Source organism: Streptomyces sp. NPDC047042 (assembly GCF_040644035.1).
GTDB lineage: Bacteria > Actinomycetota > Actinomycetes > Streptomycetales > Streptomycetaceae > Streptomyces.
In genome coordinates, this window is the sequence record NZ_JBEYVP010000002.1 from 206627 (window position 1) to 223992 (window position 17366).

At 66.7% G+C, this 17366-nt stretch carries 22 protein-coding genes; 15 read left to right on the plus strand and 7 right to left on the minus strand.

Translation table 11 applies throughout. From position 1 onward, the window contains the following. Positions 1-5 precede the first annotated feature (5 nt). The 5 genes from ABZ855_RS02770 to ABZ855_RS02790 form a co-directional block, all read right to left on the minus strand. Positions 6-1265 (minus strand): putative T7SS-secreted protein, encoded by a 1260-nt coding sequence (locus tag ABZ855_RS02770; RefSeq protein WP_360799821.1) that lies wholly within the window; start codon positions 1263-1265, stop codon positions 6-8. Further along, entirely contained in the window at positions 1262-1564 is a 303-nt protein-coding gene (locus ABZ855_RS02775; protein ID WP_360799824.1) for a hypothetical protein, read from the minus strand. Before ABZ855_RS02775 ends, ABZ855_RS02770 begins: the two co-directional genes overlap by 4 nt. Before the next feature lie 48 nt (positions 1565-1612). Continuing rightward, the gene (locus ABZ855_RS02780) at positions 1613-2704 is read right to left on the minus strand and encodes a hypothetical protein (RefSeq protein WP_360799827.1); all 1092 of its coding nucleotides are present in this window, start codon (positions 2702-2704) and stop codon (positions 1613-1615) included. Continuing rightward, positions 2695-3372 carry a hypothetical protein gene (locus ABZ855_RS02785; protein WP_360799830.1) on the minus strand — a complete coding sequence of 226 codons (678 nt, stop codon included), beginning with the start codon at positions 3370-3372 and terminating at the stop codon, positions 2695-2697. The genes ABZ855_RS02780 and ABZ855_RS02785 overlap by 10 nt, the downstream gene beginning before the upstream one ends. A gap of 285 nt (positions 3373-3657) precedes the next feature. Continuing rightward, complete coding sequence (locus tag ABZ855_RS02790; protein WP_360799833.1) at positions 3658-4197, minus strand: Uma2 family endonuclease; 540 nt, start codon at positions 4195-4197, stop codon at positions 3658-3660. Positions 4198-4346: 149 nt separating this feature from the next. Here ABZ855_RS02790 and ABZ855_RS02795 point away from each other — a divergent pair, with 149 nt between their 5' ends. From ABZ855_RS02795 to ABZ855_RS02810, 4 genes are all read left to right on the plus strand, one after another. Continuing rightward, a complete protein-coding gene (locus tag ABZ855_RS02795; RefSeq protein ID WP_360799836.1) occupies positions 4347-4622 on the plus strand; it encodes a type II toxin-antitoxin system Phd/YefM family antitoxin in 276 nt (91 codons plus the stop codon). Between the two features lie 778 nt (positions 4623-5400). Further along, positions 5401-5706: a hypothetical protein gene (locus ABZ855_RS02800; protein ID WP_360799839.1), complete on the plus strand. Its 306-nt coding sequence runs from the start codon at positions 5401-5403 to the stop codon at positions 5704-5706. Next, positions 5703-7127: a putative T7SS-secreted protein gene (locus ABZ855_RS02805; protein WP_360799842.1), complete on the plus strand. Its 1425-nt coding sequence runs from the start codon at positions 5703-5705 to the stop codon at positions 7125-7127. The genes ABZ855_RS02800 and ABZ855_RS02805 overlap by 4 nt, the downstream gene beginning before the upstream one ends. 7 nt (positions 7128-7134) lie before the next feature. Further along, positions 7135-7617 (plus strand): SitI3 family protein, encoded by a 483-nt coding sequence (locus ABZ855_RS02810; protein WP_360799844.1) that lies wholly within the window; start codon positions 7135-7137, stop codon positions 7615-7617. Between the two features lie 19 nt (positions 7618-7636). Here the strand turns inward: ABZ855_RS02810 and ABZ855_RS02815 are convergent, their stop codons facing one another. After that, positions 7637-8059 (minus strand): transposase, encoded by a 423-nt coding sequence (locus tag ABZ855_RS02815; RefSeq protein ID WP_360799847.1) that lies wholly within the window; start codon positions 8057-8059, stop codon positions 7637-7639. Here ABZ855_RS02815 and ABZ855_RS02820 point away from each other — a divergent pair. The 11 genes from ABZ855_RS02820 to ABZ855_RS02870 all read left to right on the plus strand — a co-directional run bounded on the left by ABZ855_RS02820 (position 8043) and on the right by ABZ855_RS02870 (position 16387). Then, complete coding sequence (locus tag ABZ855_RS02820; protein ID WP_360799850.1) at positions 8043-8252, plus strand: hypothetical protein; 210 nt, start codon at positions 8043-8045, stop codon at positions 8250-8252. The two genes, ABZ855_RS02815 and ABZ855_RS02820, sit on opposite strands and share 17 nt — an antisense overlap. A 145-nt stretch (positions 8253-8397) precedes the next feature. Beyond that, positions 8398-8973 carry a hypothetical protein gene (locus ABZ855_RS02825; protein WP_360799853.1) on the plus strand — a complete coding sequence of 192 codons (576 nt, stop codon included), beginning with the start codon at positions 8398-8400 and terminating at the stop codon, positions 8971-8973. Between the two features lie 446 nt (positions 8974-9419). Next, positions 9420-10148, plus strand: coding sequence for a hypothetical protein (locus ABZ855_RS02830; RefSeq protein ID WP_360799856.1), 729 nt, complete (start codon positions 9420-9422; stop codon positions 10146-10148). 16 nt (positions 10149-10164) lie between these two features. Continuing rightward, positions 10165-11079, plus strand: coding sequence for a hypothetical protein (locus ABZ855_RS02835; RefSeq protein ID WP_360799859.1), 915 nt, complete (start codon positions 10165-10167; stop codon positions 11077-11079). Further along, positions 11076-12386, plus strand: coding sequence for an ATPase, T2SS/T4P/T4SS family (locus tag ABZ855_RS02840; protein ID WP_360799862.1), 1311 nt, complete (start codon positions 11076-11078; stop codon positions 12384-12386). The genes ABZ855_RS02835 and ABZ855_RS02840 overlap by 4 nt, the downstream gene beginning before the upstream one ends. Positions 12387-12514: 128 nt before the next feature. After that, positions 12515-13486 (plus strand): type II secretion system F family protein, encoded by a 972-nt coding sequence (locus ABZ855_RS02845; protein ID WP_360800272.1) that lies wholly within the window; start codon positions 12515-12517, stop codon positions 13484-13486. Next, positions 13483-14406, plus strand: coding sequence for a type II secretion system F family protein (locus tag ABZ855_RS02850; RefSeq protein ID WP_360799865.1), 924 nt, complete (start codon positions 13483-13485; stop codon positions 14404-14406). Before ABZ855_RS02845 ends, ABZ855_RS02850 begins: the two co-directional genes overlap by 4 nt. Positions 14407-14462: 56 nt before the next feature. Continuing rightward, the gene (locus tag ABZ855_RS02855) at positions 14463-14714 is read left to right on the plus strand and encodes a hypothetical protein (RefSeq protein WP_360799868.1); all 252 of its coding nucleotides are present in this window, start codon (positions 14463-14465) and stop codon (positions 14712-14714) included. Between the two features lie 274 nt (positions 14715-14988). Further along, a complete protein-coding gene (locus tag ABZ855_RS02860) occupies positions 14989-15369 on the plus strand; it encodes a TadE family protein (protein ID WP_360800276.1) in 381 nt (126 codons plus the stop codon). Next, complete coding sequence (locus tag ABZ855_RS02865) at positions 15369-15818, plus strand: TadE family protein (protein WP_360799871.1); 450 nt, start codon at positions 15369-15371, stop codon at positions 15816-15818. Before ABZ855_RS02860 ends, ABZ855_RS02865 begins: the two co-directional genes overlap by 1 nt. Positions 15819-15970: 152 nt before the next feature. Further along, positions 15971-16387, plus strand: coding sequence for a pilus assembly protein TadG-related protein (locus ABZ855_RS02870; protein WP_360800279.1), 417 nt, complete (start codon positions 15971-15973; stop codon positions 16385-16387). Between the two features lie 516 nt (positions 16388-16903). On the opposite strand, the gene ABZ855_RS02875 is transcribed toward ABZ855_RS02870, so the two are convergent. Then, the gene (locus tag ABZ855_RS02875) at positions 16904-17251 is read right to left on the minus strand and encodes a hypothetical protein (RefSeq protein ID WP_360799874.1); all 348 of its coding nucleotides are present in this window, start codon (positions 17249-17251) and stop codon (positions 16904-16906) included. Between the last annotated feature and the right edge of the window lie 115 nt (positions 17252-17366).

Consider the following 17366-nt stretch of genomic DNA (forward strand, 5'->3'; position numbering starts at 1 on the left):
CCTCATCAGGAGGCGACCGCCGATTCGAACCGGTCGCCGGGATGAATGGCTTCACCGAGATGTGTGGGAATCGACCACAGCTTGGGAGCGATCTTGATGCCCGCGTCGATACCGCGACCCAGGTTACTCATGGGGTCGATCGCCCACCTGCCCCCGCTCGCAAGGCGCAGACCGCGGGTTCCGAGCCACTGGCCGTTGTGGACGGTCTGCTCGGCCACCATGGTCATACGCCCCATGAGTCCCTCGGCCTTGATCAGGCCGCCGTGCTTGAGTCCCCACAGTCCGATGGTCTTGCCCTTGACCGTGTAGTTCACCGCCCCCGCGACGTTGTCGCCCATCCCGATGATGTTCCGGCCGATCGTGGTGACGCCGCGGACCCCCGACCCCAGCCGCGTGGCCCGAGCAGCCGCGACCGCCCCATCGGCGACCTTGACCCCCTTGGCGAACGCGCCAACACCCGGAATGGAGCCGAGTGCGTCCAGGCCGATGCTCAGCCAACTGACGTCGGCACCGCCCGCCTTGGCCGTGAGATGGCTGAGCAGCGCGAGGCCGCTTGTGATGACGGCCGCCGTCGCGAAGATTGCTCCCAGGGGTGGGAACGGCATCGTGATGATGGCCAGCATGCCGAGAATGCCGCTCAGATCACCGAGGAAGTCGCCGATCGCCTTGAAGAGTTCGGCGTTGTCGGAGACCCAACCCTTGACGTCGTCCCAGAAGCTGTCTTCGATGGCGTCGTCGAGTTGGTCGCGGATCTTGCCGGCGAAATGGTCGCCCCGCTCGTCCCGCTCTGCCTCAATGCGGAAGAGCTGAAGGCGGTACTCGCTCAGCGGGTCATGGTCCGTACCGCTGGGGGAAGGGCTGGGCTCGCCTGGCTTCGCCTTCTCCGAGGCCTTTTTCTTTTCAGCATCTGCCTCCTCCTGGGCTTGCTTCGCGTTGGCCAGAACCTTGTCGGCCTGCCTCTGGAAGTCTTCCAGTTCACCGGCCCAGCTATGTAGATATCCGTGCACACGCTCGTAGCGTTCCGCCACTTCGCGCAGCTTTTTCTCCAGCTCTTCGGACTTGTCCCGCAGCGCGTTGACGTATTCGCCTTTGAGCTCGTTGTCGTCGCCGATGCCGCGCAGTAGCCGGGCCTGTTCGCGGAGGGAGCTCGCGACGCCCTTTATGTGCCTGACCTCGGTACGTATCTCATCGGGATCGCCTGGTACCGGGTCCGATTCCGCCAGCGGATGCCAGTCACGGGGGCGAGCTCTTGGCGCCGTCGTCACTTCTTCTTCCCTTTGCGTAGTTGCTTGGCGAGTTCGGCGTCCAAGCCTGTGAAGCCGTCGATGGTGGCCTTCACCAGCTGGCCTACGACGTCGATATTCTCGAGCAGCGCCTTGCGGTAGTCGTCCCAGTTGTCCACGAATTCATCCATGGCGTCGGTGATGCCGCTGCTACCCCAGTGCTCGCGAATGTCGTCGTTGCGTGCCTCCAGGTTGCTGAATTCCTTCTTCAGCTTGCGGAGCCGGGATTCCGACTCCACGAGAAGATCGACATTCACCTTGAGATCTGAGTCGTTTGCCATTCTGTTCCCTCCGGACAGACTGCTGTTCCCAAGCCGACGACCCGGCTCTCAGCGGTTGACGGCCTGGATCTCCTGGACGGTGACCGCCTGTTCGCTGCCGAACGTCCCGTCGGGCAGGTTGCCGCCCGCGCCGCCGGTGCCGGTCCAGGTGATGTGCCACGTGATGGTCGCCCTCAGCTGGTACGTCCCGTCTCCCGAGGAGCGGAGGTACTTGATGCCGCACGGCGGGGTCTGGCTGGACTTGCCTGGGGCGTAGGGCTCGCCGATGGAGTCGTCGGCGTTGATGGCGCACTCGCCGGAGGCCGGGTAGACCTGGGCGTCCTCGGTGCCCGGCTCCAGCCTGAGGGAGACCGGCTTGGCGGTGGTCGTGGCCTGGATGTTGAGGCCGGGGGCGTTGAGGGCGGCCGTTGCCTGGACCTCGTTGAAGACGGCCTTGTCGAGCCACGCCCAAGTAGGCAGGTTCACCTTGGTGTTGGCGGCGGGCGCGAGGGTGACCTTGGTGTCGGGGAGCTGCATGTGCTGGTAGGCGAGGCCGGCGAGTATCTCCGGGCTGATGGCCTGTTCGTACCGGGGCGGAGGAGCCTCGCCGTTGTCGACCCAGAAGGGAAGGTCGCTGCACGAGTTCCGCTTGAGAACGTCGGGCTCGTTGGGGTTCGCGACCCCGGCCCAGAACATCCCCTTGCCGTCCTTGTCGACGTTGTAGTCCTTGTAGCCGGGTGTGTCGGCCCAGCCGTAGTCGTCCTCGTAGTGGCGCTGCACTTCGCCGATCGCGGAGCCGGCGGTGCCTCCCATGCCGGGTGTGTTCAGCTGGTCCTCGATGCTTTTGGACATCTTCGCTTTGAAGTCCTTGGCGCCGAGGTAGGGGGCGTACCAGCAGGCTGGGGGCGTCCAGTTGACATCGGCCGACGTTACGTTGCCGGTGCTGCCGCCTTTGGCGACGGAGCCGGAGTAGTGGATCTGGGCGGCGGCGTAGATGCCGGTGCTGTCGCTGCCGCCCGACTGCTCTGTATTGGAGCCCTGGGTGTTGCCCGGCAACTCTCCCGCGTAGGCAGGTTCCGTAAAGGTGAGGATGCCCAAGGCCAGCGTCAAGGCAACAGTGCGGCTGCTGAGGGCTGTACGGCGTCCTCTGCTCACTGGCACTTCGCCGCCTTCGCCTCGACGTACACCTTGGACGCCTGCCACAGGCTGTCTCCGGTGGGGAGCTTGACCATGATGATCTTGAAGTAGTCGAAATCCGTGATGCTGGGCGCGCCTTTCAGGACCTTTCCGGTCTTGACCTCCTTGGAGTAGAACTTGCTTGAGTCCACACAGAACGCGACCTCGACCGAGTTGCCGTTCGACGCGGACCGGGTGGTGGCCTGGTAGTGGCGCCGGGTGCCGGTTGCCGTCCAGCCGCCTTTGAGCCTGACGTCGATCTGTGTCTTGCCGTACTTCAGTCCATCGCCTGTGGAGTAGGCGGCCAGAGCTGCATCTTTGGTTGTGCGCTTGTCAACGCCGTGATAAATCGCGCGCATGAAGTTCGCGGCATCATCCATCGCCGCCGCCTCGTTCTTGTTCGTCGGCTTGGTCCAGTCGAAGACCAAGTTCATGTCCTTCGGCAGGGACACGTCCACGCCGTCCGGCTTGTCCTCCGCCGCTGCCGCTGTCGCCGAAGGCTCCGCCGACTTCGTCGGTGTCGGCGTGCTCTGTTCGGCGCCGGCGATCTTGTCGTTGTCGGTGGACTTGTCGTCTCCGCTGCCGCAGGCCGTCAGCAACAGGGCTGCGGTCGCGGTGAGCGCGGCAGCAACGGGCAAAGAGCGGCGCTTCAAGGTGGGCTCCCCGTGAGATGTCGATACAGCTGAGAGCCCTGACGTTATCTGGGGCGCCTGTGCTCCTGCCACGCTGGATCGGCTTCACTGCAGGGGCCTTTGTGAATTTTTTGGGGCGAATTCGACGCGTCCTGTGTCCTGCCCGTGTTCACCCAGAAGCGTGCTCGTCCCCGAATGATTGGGCAGCGTAAGACTGCAAGTCGTCTTGTCCGATATCGCGGTAGCTGTCCGGCGGGTGCGTGAGCCCCACTGGACCACAGGACACGATCCGGCCTGCCCGACCCCTTACGCGTCCCGCGTCGGGAAGGTGCTGGTATCGACCTTCACGCGTTCACCGGTGGCCAGAGTGAAACTGACCGGCTCTCCGTACCGGGTCTCGACCGTCCGTCCGTAGCCGGAGGCGTGCGGTTCCGACAGCAGCGTGACCGTCCTGCTGAAGGGGTCGGCGATCATGTAGAAGTCGATGCCGAACCGCCCGTACTTCTGTACGTTCCGGACGTAGTCCTTCTCGTCGTCCGGCTCGGACGGGACTTCGACGACGGCCAACACGTCAAGACAGGAGTAGCTGTTCTTCCGGCGCTCGGCGTCGAAGTCGACGATCGTCAGATCCGGCGCCGCGTCGTTCTCGCCAGGGAAGGTGACCAGGACGTCACCGAAGACGCGTTCCCGAGCGATGCCCGCGGCTTTGACGGCGTCCTTGACGTCAGACACGGTCCAGTCCTGCTCGGGGCTCTGCGGGGTCATGATCACCCTTCCGTCGAAGATCTCGACCTTGTATCCCTCGGGGATACCGCCTCGCTCGATCAGATCGCTCATGACAGTCATGGCAGCTCACCTCCTGAGAGCAGTATGGCTGGACGGAGCCGGGTCTTTCGGCGTGGCGGTGCCCCGATCTGCGTATCGAGACCGGATCGTTCTGGCCGCCCTGTACGTGTTCACTTCGCCGGTATCCTGCAAAATGTAGGATTTGCACCATGGGTGCCTCCTACACGCTTACGGATGCCCGGAACAACCTGGGCAAGGTCGTCAATGAAGTGCGGCATGGCGGTAGGACTGTGGAGATCACGGATCACGGCACTCCCATCGCGGCTGTGATTCCGATAGAGCTGCTCGACTACTTCCAGCAACTCGAAGGCGAGCGCGATCTCGCCGCCGCAGAGGAGAGCAAGACCGGCGTCAGGCGCTGGGTGTCCCATGCGGATGTTGCCGCGCGCTTCGGTTTGAACGCTGACGGGACGCGCAAACGGTGACCTGCGAGATCGTCTGGTCGGACGCTGCCGTCGACCAGTTTGCCGCTCTCAACGAGAGGCACCAGGATGCGGCGATGCGCATCACGGCCGCGGTGTACGACCTCGCGGACAACCCGCATCCCACCAATTCCCGCCGGGCGCCGTCGAAGGTCACAACGACAAGATCAAAATGCTGAAGAGGCAGATGTTCGGCCGAGCCAACTTCGACCTGCTCCGCAAACGCGTCCTCCTCACCGCACGAGGCCGTTCATGATCGCGGTTTCGGTGACCCTCCGTGGCCCTGGCACTGAAAGTGATCCAGAACCCAGGTTCAGAGACCGCCGACGGTAAGCCGTTTGTCGGTTCGAGCGGTGGCTGTCCGGCGGGCGTATGCCCCACCGGAGCACAGGACGCGATCCGACTCCCGACCTCTTACGCGTCCCGCGTCGGGAAGGTGCTGGTATCGACCTTCACGCGTTCACCGGTGGCCAGAGTGAAACTGACCGGCTCTCCGTACGGGGTCTCGACCGTCCGTCCGTAGCCGGAGGCGTGGGGTTCCGACAGCAGTACAAGGCTCTTGCGGGTGTCAGTCGTTTCCTGATCTTGCCCGAACATGTGATGGCCCCGGAGGCGGGCTCGCGAAGATCCTTTGCTCGCCCTTGGTGCTTGTCTTGTCTTGCTCTCAAGCGAGCTCGCTAAATTCCTCTGTTGGCATGCGCATGGGGGGCACGGTAAGGGTGGAGCGGCTTGTCGGACAGTCTCGGGCGATGCGTGACATCTATGAGTGACATCAAGATCTATGAGTGACATCAAGGCGGACACCAAGCGGATCAAGGAGTGCTCGCGTGCGCTCCAGCGGATCTACGACGCCTTCACCAACCGTGCGAACCCCGCCGACGAGTTCGCGACCGCCGAACTCGGCAACCAGCTCGTCGCCGACGCCTTCCAGGACTTCGCCGACAACTGGAAGATCCACCGCAAGGATCTCGCCGAGCAGATCAGGACGCTGGGCACCATCACCTGGGACGCCGCGAAGAGTTACGACGCGATCGACTCGGAGCTGGCCGCCGCACTGCGCCGACAGGACGCCAAGGCGGGGAAGTGAGGCGTCCCCCCGTCCATGAGTGGTCCGTGTTGGGGGAGGACGGCGACCCGGTCCCTGGTGACCCTGACGCCATCGCGCTGCTTGGCCAGTCGCTGCGTGACGTCGCCGACGACATCCGGGGCGAGGCCGGCGACGTGGAGGCGCTGTCCGCTGTCGAGTCGTGGAAGTCCAAGGCCGCCGACACCTTTCGCGACACCGCGAAGGACACGTTGGGGCCACTGCGTAAGGCGTACCACCGCTACGACAAGGCCGCGCAGGCCATGGGCACGCGTGTCCGGGACGACAGCACCGCCGACTGGGCCTCCGCCCTGGAACACGCCCAGCACCTGGCCGACCGGGCGCTGCGGGACGGCCATACCGCCCACGATGACCACGAGTCGGCCAAGGCGGCCATCGACAAGCTGCCGGACGGCACCCCTGACGACGACCCCGAACTTGCCCGGCTGAAGGAGAAGCGGGACCGGGCCGCCGACGACCTCACGGCCGCGCAGACAGCGCTCCAGCACGCGAAGGACGTGCGGGACAGTGCCGCGAAGAAGGCCGCCGGTGTGATCCAGCGCGCCATCACCCACGACGGGATGCACGACTCCGGGTGGGACAAGGCCGGTGATCTGCTCGGTGACATGGGGGACGCCCTGGAGGACGTGGGCGAGGTCGCCGTATCGGATCTCGCGTCCATCGGTAATGCCATGGTGGACGACCTCGGCTCCACGATGACGGTTCTCGGCGGCCTCGGCCTCGCCGCCCTCGGTGCCGGCGAGGAGATCGGCGGTGGGCTGTTGGACGCCACGGGCTTCGGGGCGGCCATCGGCATCCCCATCAACGTCGCCGCCGCCGCGCAGATCGGTGTGGGGCTGTCCCTGGCAGGAGCCGGGATGGCGAACATCATGCAGGACGCGGCGGGGCCGGACCGGGTGGACATGACGTCCGACGGGAACGGTGGGGGAGGCGGAGGAGACGGTGACTGGGACGCATCGGCGGAGGCGGGTCGTACGAAGCCGTCGGGTGAGCCTGATCCGGCGGCCCGGCCACGTGGGAGGCCGGAATCGCTCAGCAGGAACGATGACGCCGAGACGGTACGGGCGAAAGGCCGGGAGGTGCATTCCGCCGATACCCTGGCAAAACAGGGCTACGACGTGGAACAGACGCCGGGTACGATCAACGGGAAGAATCCTGATTTCCGTATCGAAGGCCAGGTATTCGACAACTACGCTCCGACCGCCAAGAATCCCCGTTCTATCTGGTCCGCCGTTCAGAAGAAAGTGGACGCAGGTCAGACGGACCGGGTGGTCCTAAATCTGGGAGACAGCGACGCCGACCTCGGAGCATTGCAGTCGCAGTTCCAGGACTGGCCCATGGAGGGGCTGAAAGAGGTCGTGGTCATTGACCGTGCCGGCAATGTAGTTCACCTCTATCCGTAGGATCAGCATGGCAATCTCTTACGACCTCGAGTGCGCGACGGAGTCGTCGGCGACCGAGGTCGCGGCTCGGCTGGCTGAGATCGGTAAGGGCATCGGTGTATTCGATGCCACGGTCACTCCCGACCTGCTCCTGGACCCGGGCGTGAACACCCGGCACGGCACCTCGATCCGGGTGACCCAGGAGCGAACACCGCACCCCTGGCACCCCGTTGTCGCCGATCTGCACTTCACGCCGACGGTCTCCGCAGCGTTCCGCATGGCCAAGGGCGTCGAGGTCGGCGTCCAGCAGGACGACATGCTCCGCCTGGTGCTCCCTTTGCTGGAGCAGATCGACGGTGAGGCCGTACTTCACTTCCAGTACGAGTCGATCTGGCTGCTTCGGAAGAACGGCGAGCTGATTCTGAGCGAGAATGACGACCTCTGGCGACCCCACCGGATCAGCTTCGTGCTCCAGCCCTACAAGCGCGAGACTCATCGTTTCGAGGACTGAGGAGGGCGATTCCGGTCGCTCACCTGCTGAGGTAGTCGGCGCCGAGTGCGCGGTAGGGGACGCGATCCTTCATGACGTCCCAGATCGGGATGGCGAGCTTGTGCATGACGGCGACCAGCGCCCGCTTACCTCCTCGCCTGGCCGCCGGCCGGTAGTAGTAGTCGCGCAGGTAGGAGTTTTTGTTCCGGATGGCGGTCATGGCGGTCATGGCGGCGACACCCGGCAGACGCTTGAGGTTGCTGTTGCCGACGCGAGTGCGTCCGGACTTGCTGACACCGGCGGATTCGTTCTGGCCGGGGCAGACTCCGATCCAGGAGGCGAGGTGGTGCGCGGTGCCGAACTGGCTCATGTCGCCACCCGTCTCGGCGCGGATGATCTCGCGGCGAGGCGGCCAGTGCGGCCAATGCGGGGGGATGGTGTCCAGGTTGTCCAGGGCCTGCACCTATGAGCACCGGGAAGCGGTGGTGGACCACTGGAACCGGGAGGGCAGGCTCACCGGCCGGGCGAGCCGCAACGACTTCTACAACGATCCGGACAACATGGAGGCCATGGAGAAGAGTAAGAACTCGCGAGGAGGAGCCATGATGGACGCCAGATACAGCCAGGAGACAGGCCCAGACTACTCGTGCTCCTGACCGGTACCCACTCCCGGTTTTCCCATCACCCGGTTCTCCCGCCTCCCCGCTCCCCACGCCTGGAAGGAACCATGGATCTCCAGGCCACCATCGCCGGTTTCCGCAACGTCGCCCCTCGAGGGCCTGGACGGGGCATGGCGGTGGAGTGCTGTCCTTCGCCCGCGCCCATGAGCAGGGCTACTGCGGGGAGGGGCGTTTCCTCGGCTTCATGGAGGGTCTGCGGGTGCCCGGCTACGAGTTCGACGCCGTCGCGGTCGCCGTCCCCGAGGTGCACGGGCATCACAAGGCGCAGAATCCCGACCTCACCTCCGTGACGCACATCGTCTTTCCCGCGTACGCCTGCGAGTTCTCAGGGGGAGAGACCCTCGACGAGGCGGAGGCCCGGTACACAAAAATGCTCCATCCAGCAGAAATCGGCCGCGAGTCGGTGCCGTTCGTGAAGATGAGCTTTGACAACCCCCGTACCGGTGGCGGGAGTACCAATCCCGGGCGAGCGTTGACGTACCCGCGGATCGTCCGCCAGGAGATTCCCGAGCCGGCCAACTCCTCCGGCGGGTTCGTGGAGTTCGAGAACCGCTTGGGCAAGGTCTGGCGGGTGGAGTGGGACGGTGGCTGGATTCTGTCGGGAGAGGCGTCGGGAGGGCCGGAGCGGCGTGAGCTGAGTCCGGACGAGGTCCTGGAGCTCTTCGAGGCGGCGCTGCGGGTGGGCGCCCGCCCGTAGTGAAACCCTCGAGGCCTCGTGAGGCGGAACCGGTCCGCCCCCGTCGCGTGAGCGAATCGTGCAGGCCTCATGAGTGACCCGTGGTGAAGGTGGGCGCGGTGGCCGCGGTTTGCTGACCTGGGGATGTCGGGTCGGCAACAGTTCGCGCGCGCACAGCGCGGGCCCTTACCGGATCGCCGTGCCCAACGGGGAACCGTACGGCCGTAGTTGCACGTGAATAACGTTGTGCTCCTCGCTGTTCACGATCCAGAACGCGCCTTGAGGGGCTTATGTGCGGCTGATACGGTGCCATCGCTTGACACTCACTCCAGCGCTGGCTAATTGGCCGGGTCGGCCGGTACGTCCCAGCGAGGGCGGATCGCGTGGATCACGCGTATCGCGGGTGAAGTGTCCTATTTGGCGATTGAATTGGCAGAATTTTTCTTGGGTGTACGGGGAGCTGTTGCGTGAAGATCCAAGAGCGTACGGGTGCGGGCGGCGGCCGTTCCTCGGTGCCCGCTCAGCCGATGTCCGGTGAGCGGCTCCCGACGCCGCCTCGCGAGCGCAAACCGGCTCTTGCCGCTCTTGCGGTCCTGCTGATCCTGGTCGGTGCGCTGGGCGCGACGATGCTGGTGCTGCGGGCGGGGGACCGGATCGAGGTCGTCAAGGTGACCAAGCCGATTCCGGCCGGCGGGTCCGTCAGCAAGGCCAACACGGCGTCCGTCCTGGTCTCGGCCGCCGACGGCATCGACTACATCCCGTGGGAGCAGCTGACCGGCCTGATGAAGCTGAAGGCCGTCAGCGCGATCCCTGAGGGCGTCGTCCCCGTCGGGCAGATGTTCACCGGCGAGACGGGCCTCGTCGCCGGCCAGGCCATTGTGGGGCTCTCCCTCAAGGAGGGGCAGTACCCGATCGGCCTCAAGCAGGGAGACCTCGTCGCCGCCTACCGCGTCACCTCCAACGGCACCGGTACGGGCTCCAGTACGGGTGCCAGCGGCTCTTCCTCGTCCGGCGCCGGCACCAGTCTGATCGTGGACAAGGCGAAGGTCACCGAGGTGAAGAACTCCGATGACAGTGAGGTAATAAGCAGCACCAACCTCCCCGTCACCCTCACCGTAGACGCCACCAAAGCCGCCGACCTCGCCCAGGCCGCCGCCACCGGTCAAGTGGCCCTCGTGCTCATCCCCAGCAGCTGAAGGCGGCCCCGGAACCATGGCGCTCATCGTTCTTGCCGCCGACAAGGGCTCACCCGGCGTGACCACCGCGGCCGTCGCGCTCGCGGCGGTCTGGCCTCGGCGGGCACTGCTCGCCGAGACCGACCCGGCCGGCGGCGACCTCGTGTACCGCAGTGCCGCCGCGCACGGCGGGATGCTCAACCCGAACACCGGCATGCTGTCCATCGCCGCGACCGCGCGGCGCGGCCTCGTCCCCGATCAACTCTGGGACCACGTACAGCCGTTGAGCGGCGGGCTCGAAGTGCTCGTCGGGCTGGGAATCGCTGAACAGGCCGCCGGGCTCGCGGGGCTCTGGCCCACCCTCGGCAGTGCCTTCGCGCAGCTCGCCGACTCCCCGAACGCGCCCGCCGACGTCATCGCCGACTGCGGACGCATCAGCGGGGACACCCCTGTCGTCGAGCTGTTCCCGCATGCCGCGCTCGTGCTGCTCATCTCCAGGACCGAGCCGGAAGCCATCGCGCGTGTACGCGACCGCGCCGCCGCTCTCTCCACCAAGCTGCACGGCGGTTCGCGCGGCGCCGCCAGTCTCGCGACCCCCCTCATCGGGGTCATCCTCGTCGCCGACCCGAACAACTCGGGCAAATTGGTCAACCAGGTCAACGACATGCTCGTACACGCGCAGACGGGTGCCCGTGTCGTCGGCACGCTCGCCGAAGACCCGGCCGGGGCCGAGCAGTTGGCCGGGCGCAAGCGCGGGCGGCTCGACAAGTCGATGCTCATCCGGTCGGCCCGCAAGGTGACTTCGGATCTGTATCAGCAGTACGGCGCGGCGTGGTCCGTACCCAGCCAGGTCCAGCAGCAGGGCGCAGGCGGTCACCTGCCCGGTCAGCAGCATGGCCAGCAGCCGGGGCAGCAGACCGGGTACTCCGGTCATGCCGGAGCCGGGCGATGACCGCTGTCGACCACTCGTTGGTCAAACGGTTCCGGCAGGAAGCCGGTGACCGGATCGCCGAGCAGCGTCGGCTCGACCAGGCCTCCAACGTCACGCCGATGTCCGGCGAGGACGAGCGGCAGTACGCGCGGGCCGTCATAGCCCAGATCCTCGAGGACTACGCCCGCACCGAGATCAACGCCGGGCGTACGCCGCTGGACGCCGAGACCGAGGAGCAGTACGCGGCTGCTGTGCACGCCGCGCTGTTCGGGGTCGGCAGGTTGCAGCCGCTGCTCGACAACGTCGACGTCGAGAACATCGACATCAACGGGTACGACCAGGTCTTCGTCGGGTACTCGGACGGGCGTGAGGTCGCCGGTGACCCGGTGGCCGAGTCCGACGAGGAGCTCATCGAGCTGATCCAGGTGCTCGGCGCCTACTCCGGGCTCTCCTCCCGCCCTTTCGACTCCGCCAATCCGCAGCTCGACCTGCGGCTGCCGGACGGGTCCCGTCTGTCGGCCGTCATGGACGTGACCCGGCGGCCGGCGCTCTCCATCCGTCGTGCGCGGATGGGCAAGGTCTTCATCTCCGACCTGGTCGGGAACGGGACCGTGACTCCGGAAGTCGCGCACTTCCTGGCCTGTGCCGTGCGCGCCCGGAAGAACATCATGATCGCGGGTGCTACGAACGCGGGTAAGACCACGCTGTTGCGCGCCCTCGCCAACGAGATCCCGCCGCACGAGCGACTCATCACCGTCGAACGTGCGCTGGAGCTCGGCCTCGACCAGTTTCCCGAACTCCACCCCAACGTCGTGGCGTTCGAGGAGCGGCTGCCCAACTCCGAGGGGCAGGGCATGATTTCGATGGCCGAGCTGGTGCGGCGGTCGCTGCGTATGAACCCCTCCCGCGTCATCGTCGGTGAGGTGCTCGGCGACGAGATCGTGACGATGCTCAACGCGATGTCGCAGGGCAACGACGGCTCGCTCTCCACGATCCACGCCAACAGCTCGCACGAGGTCTTCAACCGTATCTCCACGTACGCGCTCCAGGCGCGCGAGCGGCTGCCCATCGAGGCCAGCCAGATGCTCGTCGCGGGCGCCGTGAACTTCGTCGTCTTCATCCAGCGGCGCAACAACTACCAGACGGGCGGCCGCCTCCAGCGCATGGTGACGTCGGTCCGCGAGGTCAACGGCGTGGACGGCCGCGTGCTGTCCAGCGAGGTCTTCGCCGAGACCCCGGACGGCCGCATCGTGCCGCACGCGCCCATCTCCTGCCTCGACGAACTGGTCGCGCACGGGTACCGGCTGCCCGGCGGGAACTGGGGGTGACCATGACCATGATCACGACGACACTCAGCGGTAATGCGTCGACGCACGCGTCGACGCACGCGTCGGCGCACGCGTCGCCTTACGCGTACGGGGACACGCACTCGATGGCGGTCGGCTCGCTCGGCTCCATGGGCGGACTGTTCTCCATGGAGGTTCTGTACGCGCTCGTGGCCGGCATCGCCGTCGGCGGCGGGCTCGCGCTGCTCGCGATCGCGATCCGCGGGCTGCCCGCCAAGCCCGAGCACGAGAAGCAGAAGGCCAGCGAACGTGCCAACGAACTCATCAAGTTCGCGGGGCAACGCGGTTCGCTCGCCGCGCTCGTCGGACTCGCCGTGCTGGTGCTCACCCGGTGGGCGGTGGCCGGTATCGCGGCCGGCGTCCTCGTCTTCTTCTGGGACCGCCTCTTCGGCGGCGCGGCGGAGGAACGGGCCGGAATGCGGCGCGTCGAGGCCCTCGCCTCCTGGACGGAGTCGCTGCGCGACACCATCGCCGGCGCGGTCGGTCTGGAACAGGCGATCCCGGCGTCGGCCCGCGCGGCGGCCCCGGTACTGCGTCCGCACCTGGACGCGATGGTCGACCGGCTCCGCTCCCGTACCCCGCTCCCCGACGCGCTCCAGCAGCTCGCGGACGAGATCAACGACGCGTCCGCCGACATCATCGTGGCGGCGCTCATCCTCAACGCGCGGCTGCGTGGCCCGGGTCTGCGTCAAGTCCTGGGCGCACTTGCCAAGTCGGCGCGCGAGGAGGTCGACATGCGGCAGCGCGTCATGGCGCAGCGGTCGTCAACTCGCCGGTCCGTACAGATCGTTGTCGTGGTGTCGGTCGGCTTCGTCCTCGGACTCGCCATCTTCAACCGGGAGTTCGTCGAGCCGTACGGCACGCCGATCGGGCAGCTCGTACTCGCCTGCGTCTGCGGCCTGTTCGCGCTCGGCTTCTGGTGGCTGCGCAAGCTGTCGACCATCGAGACGCCCGAACGCTTCCTGGTACGGGACAACTCCTCGGTGCAGTTCGTGCGGCCCAGGACACCTGCCCAGGCCGCGCCGGGGCAGCCCCCGTTCGGGGCCGGAGCCGCGGGTGCTGAAGAGGGGGTACGTCGATGAACGACCTGACCATGCCCGTGCTGGTCGGCGCGACTCTGGGCCTCGGTATCTACGTCCTCGTACGGGCGTTGATGCCGTCGAAGCGGAGTGCGGTCTCGCAGGTCGCGCGGATCGACGCGCTGCGGGCGCGGGGAGCGGCGTACGAGTCGGCCCATCGCACGCAGGACGCCGGTCGGATCGGCTCGTTCCGGGCCCAAGTGGGCGCGCGTGTCTCGGACGTCTACTTCCAGCAGGGCTGGGAGCAGCGTTCGTTGCGGGCCGACCTCGCTGTCCTGGACCGGAGTTGGGAGAACTTCCTCGCGACGAAGGTGCTGCTGGGCGCGGCCGGTCTGTTCTTCGGCCCGTTCCTCTTCGTCATCGTCTACACGCTGAGCATGGCCAGCAGCCCGGCCATCCCGGTCTGGCTGGCGCTGCTCTTCGCGCTGGTCTTCTTCTTCCTCCCCGACCTGGAGGTACGGCGGGACGCGGCCGAGAAGCGGCGCGACCTGCGGCGGGTGATCGGGGCGTACCTCGACCTCGTGTCGATGAGCCTGGCCGGCGGCCGGGGTCTGCCCGAGGCGCTGATGGCGGCGGCGGAGGTGTCGGACGGCTGGGCGACCCAGCGCATCCGCAACGCCCTCGCGGACGCCCGTATCACCGGTACCAGTCAGTGGCAGGCGCTCGGTGCGCTGGGCGAGGAACTGGGCGTCGAGGAACTCAAGGACCTCTCCGCCTCCCTCGCCCTGGTCGCGGACGACGGCGCGAAGGTCCGCGAGTCGCTCGCCTCCCGCGCGGAGACCATGCGGCACCGCGAACTGGCGGAGATCGAGGGCAGCGCGGGCGAGAAGTCGCAGTCGATGCTCGTGGCGCAGCTGCTGCTGTGTGCGGGGTTCCTGGTGTTCCTGATCTATCCGGCGGCGATGCGCGTTTTCCAGGTCTGAGTCGTTTCCCCAGTACTGCCAATGCTCCAAGATTCGCTTTGAGAGGACAACTCGCCATGAATGGACGGAACTTCAACACCGGGATCCCGGTAATGGACTTCCTGGTCACTTTCCTGCAGGCCCGGGTGCAGCGCGCCCGCTCCGGCGAGCTGGACCGCGGTGCGTCCGCGGTCGAGTGGGTCATCATCTCCGCGGTCGTCGTGGCGATCGTCGGCGTGGTCGCCGCGATCATCAACACCGCGCTGAGCGACGGTGCCAACAAGGTCGGCGACTGCATCAAGGGCGCCAAGGCAAGCGGCACCTGCTGATCGCACGTACGAAAACGGGGTGTACGGGGCCGAGTTGACGGGGTTGTTGCTCGTGGGTGGCGCAGACAGATGGGTACGCCGCAGGGTGGAGGCCGCACGCAGGTCGGCGTCCACCCGCGGTGACGCCGGCACGGGCGGAAACCGGGAGGCCGGCTCCGGCGCCTCCGGCTTCGGCGACTCCGGTTCCGGCGACTTCGGCTCCCGCGCGCCCGGCTCTCCTCGTACGCCCGGCTCTCCTCGTACGCCCGGCTCTCCTCGCTCGTCCGACTCCGGGATGACCGCGATCGAGTTCGTGCTGCTGACGCCCGTACTCTTCTTCATGATCTTCGCGACCGTGCAGTTCGCGCTGTACTTCTTCGCGGACCACGTCGCCCAGGCGGCGGCCCAGGCCGGCGCCCGCAAGGCCCGCGCCATGGCGCACGACCAGCCGGGCGTCTGGCGGGGCGAGGCGCAGGACGTGGTGGACAGCTACATCCAGCAACTGGGCCCGAGCCTGGTCCTGGCACCGAACGTGACGATGCTCCAGCCGGAGCAGAACACGGTGGGCGTGGAGATCACGGCACGGGTACCCACGGTGTTCCCGGGGTTCGATCTGACGGTGCATGCGCAGTCGGTGGGGCCGGTGGAGCGGTTCGTACGGGAAGGGGAGAACTGATGGACATCCCTGCTCTCGTAACTCGCGTACGGGCAAACCCGGTTCGCAGCCGGGACGACGACCGCGGCCTGTCCACCGTCGAAGTGGTGATCCTGGCCCCCGTGATGATCATGTTCATCCTGGTCCTGGTGGCCTTCGGCCAACTGGTCGACGGGCGCGGGGCAGTGGACGGGGCTGCACGGGACGCGGCCCGTTCGGGTTCCCTGCAGTGGGAGGAAGGCCTCGCCATGGCGGAGGCCCGCGAGGCGGCGGAGGCCGACCTGACGGACATCTGCGACGGCCCGGTGACGGTGACCAAGACCAGCGCCGGTTTCGCGGACGCGGACCTCTTCTCGGTCGACGTCAGCTGCCAGGTACGGGGTCTGGCCATGCTGGGCTTGGACATCCCGACGCGACTGACGGGGTCGTTCACGGCGCCGCTGGATCCCTTCAAGAGGAAGGCGGGGTGACGCGGATGAGCCGGATTGGCACGATCGGCCGGAGTGGTCGGATCGGTCGGCAGGAAGGCGGCGCTGGGACCTCGGCGGGTACGTGGTCCGCCCGGCCCACCGGTTCTACCTGGTCCAAGTGCTCAACTTGGTGCAGGACACGCCGCGCCCACCTGGACGACCGCGGGTCGGGCGCCGGTGCCGTGATCATCTTCGCCCTCCTCTTCCTCTCCCTCTCCGCCTTCGTGATCGACGGCGGCATGTCCATCTCGAAGCGGGAACGGGCGGCGGACATCGCGGAACAGGCGGCGCGTTACGCCGCCCAGGACATAGACCTCGACGCCCTCTACGGCAACGCTGCGGCGGGCGCCCCGATCAACTTCCAGAACTGCGACGCACGCGTGAAGGCCTTCGCCCAGGAGATGGGCATGTCGGCCGCGGACACGGGCGCGTCCCACTGCGTGGCGGCGAACGCCAACGAGGTACAGGTCGAGGTGCAGTTGACGTACTCGCCGGTGTTCACAGGCCTGTTCTACGGCGGGGATGTGACGGTACGGGGCGAGGCGGTGGCGGAGAACGAGGTGGGGTGAGGCAGTCACCTGCAGGGGTGAACCTTGGGCAGGAGCCATAGCGGCAGTGCACGGTCCACGTTGAATCACGCATGAATCGATTGATCAACTTCGCCTGTGCAGCCCTGTGCAGCCCTGTGCGCGGGCACACTGGGCTTCCCGGCTGCGGCTCCGGTGGTTGCTGTTTCCGCTCCACTTACAGGGCTTGCGGCGTCTACTCCCGGCCGAACCGAGAGCAAGTGCGTATGGCTGACGGTGTCAGGGAAAAAGGTCGCAGTCAGACGACCGGGCAGGGGCGAGTTCTCCGCGAACCCGAACAGTCCGGTGGACCACTACGTCTATCGGGGCGACCAGCTTCGTAGCTGCGTCATGACGTTCAACCGCGGTGGGACCAGGTATCGACAGTGCGGGCGGTTCGGAAGCGATTGGTATGTAGTGCGTGGCGGCCAGATCCCGACGACCTGCGCGCGTGTGAATTGATCCGGCAGAGAGGGAGTTCGTCTCATAGGGGTTGACGCTGAAACGTCGGGGGCCGGATCACCTGTCCCCTGGGCTTCCCTTGCCGCCGTCCCTGGTGTCCTTGGTGGTCATCTTCTCGTTGACCTGCTTGGCGAGTTCGTCGTCCAGTTTCTTGAACTCGCGCACGACGGCGTCCGACATGTCGGCGAGGGCGTCGAGCTGCTGGGTGATGTCCTCGCGGCCGTCCTCCCAGTTGGACTCGAAGTCCTCCAGCGCGTCGTTCACGCTGCCGTCGCCGATGTCGTCCTTGTAGGACGCGAAGAGCTTCTTGGTGTGGTTCAGCCGGGTCTTGATGGAACGCAGCCGGCTGCCGTAGTCCTCCAGCTCGCTCAGCGGAAGCGTGAGGTCGGACTTGCCCTTGCCCATGTGTGAGTCCCCCTGGACCGCCTCGTAGTCTGATCGGCGTCTGACCGACGTCCGACCGGCACCGTACAACGGAACGCTGCCGGCACGGCAGATCGAGCGAACGGGGTGAAGCAGA

What these genes read in the sequence shown, in the direction of transcription:
- ABZ855_RS02775 (WP_360799824.1), bottom strand. Translation starts at nt 1,564, where the DNA reads ATGGCAAACGACTCAGATCTCAAGGTGAATGTCGATCTTCTCGTGGAG.
- ABZ855_RS02790 (WP_360799833.1), bottom strand. Translation starts at nt 4,197, where the DNA reads ATGACTGTCATGAGCGATCTGATCGAGCGAGGCGGTATCCCCGAGGGA.
- ABZ855_RS02795 (WP_360799836.1), top strand. Translation starts at nt 4,347, where the DNA reads ATGGGTGCCTCCTACACGCTTACGGATGCCCGGAACAACCTGGGCAAG.
- ABZ855_RS02800 (WP_360799839.1), top strand. Translation starts at nt 5,401, where the DNA reads ATGAGTGACATCAAGGCGGACACCAAGCGGATCAAGGAGTGCTCGCGT.
- ABZ855_RS02810 (WP_360799844.1), top strand. Translation starts at nt 7,135, where the DNA reads ATGGCAATCTCTTACGACCTCGAGTGCGCGACGGAGTCGTCGGCGACC.
- ABZ855_RS02835 (WP_360799859.1), top strand. Translation starts at nt 10,165, where the DNA reads ATGGCGCTCATCGTTCTTGCCGCCGACAAGGGCTCACCCGGCGTGACC.
- ABZ855_RS02840 (WP_360799862.1), top strand. Translation starts at nt 11,076, where the DNA reads ATGACCGCTGTCGACCACTCGTTGGTCAAACGGTTCCGGCAGGAAGCC.
- ABZ855_RS02845 (WP_360800272.1), top strand. Translation starts at nt 12,515, where the DNA reads ATGGGCGGACTGTTCTCCATGGAGGTTCTGTACGCGCTCGTGGCCGGC.
- ABZ855_RS02850 (WP_360799865.1), top strand. Translation starts at nt 13,483, where the DNA reads ATGAACGACCTGACCATGCCCGTGCTGGTCGGCGCGACTCTGGGCCTC.
- ABZ855_RS02855 (WP_360799868.1), top strand. Translation starts at nt 14,463, where the DNA reads ATGAATGGACGGAACTTCAACACCGGGATCCCGGTAATGGACTTCCTG.
- ABZ855_RS02860 (WP_360800276.1), top strand. Translation starts at nt 14,989, where the DNA reads ATGACCGCGATCGAGTTCGTGCTGCTGACGCCCGTACTCTTCTTCATG.
- ABZ855_RS02865 (WP_360799871.1), top strand. Translation starts at nt 15,369, where the DNA reads ATGGACATCCCTGCTCTCGTAACTCGCGTACGGGCAAACCCGGTTCGC.
- ABZ855_RS02875 (WP_360799874.1), bottom strand. Translation starts at nt 17,251, where the DNA reads ATGGGCAAGGGCAAGTCCGACCTCACGCTTCCGCTGAGCGAGCTGGAG.